The 392-nt window shown below is 43.6% G+C and carries 1 protein-coding gene; it reads left to right on the top strand.

Annotation, left to right across the window (positions count from 1 at the left end; all coding sequences use genetic code 11):
- Nucleotides 1-4 precede the first annotated feature (4 nt).
- The coding region (locus I6F37_RS43925) for a tetratricopeptide repeat protein (protein WP_225154974.1) at nt 5-392 on the top strand (388 nt) is incomplete at its 3' end.

Raw genomic sequence — 392 nt, 5'->3', positions numbered from 1 at the left:
AAATATGGGTGATCATTTGAAAGCACGGAACTCATACACTGCTGCCCTAAATACTTTTCGAAAGATAAATGTGCCTGTGGACATCGCTTGGTCACTGAATAATTTAGGAACGGCGAATACAAACCTTAACCGTAACGATGAGGCGATCCGATTCTATAAAGCCTCCTTAGCCATTTATCGCAACCTGAAGCTGGAAATCAAAATTGCAGATGTTCTAACAAATATGGGCATTACATTTACTGATCTAAACTTACTCCCAAAGGCAAAGCAGTGCCTGGATTCTGCGGCTGTAACTTATCGAAAACTCAATCGAGAGGACAAACTTGCCGACGTTGAGGCAAGCCTTGGAAATCTGTTCAGTAACGCCGGTCAACATCGCATGGCCTTGGGAG

Origin of the sequence: Bradyrhizobium sp. NBAIM08 (genome assembly GCF_020193935.1) — a bacterium.
GTDB lineage: Bacteria > Pseudomonadota > Alphaproteobacteria > Rhizobiales > Xanthobacteraceae > Bradyrhizobium > Bradyrhizobium yuanmingense.
The sequence above is the reverse complement of the archived record's forward strand: the minus strand, read 5'-3'. Positions and strand labels throughout refer to the sequence as shown.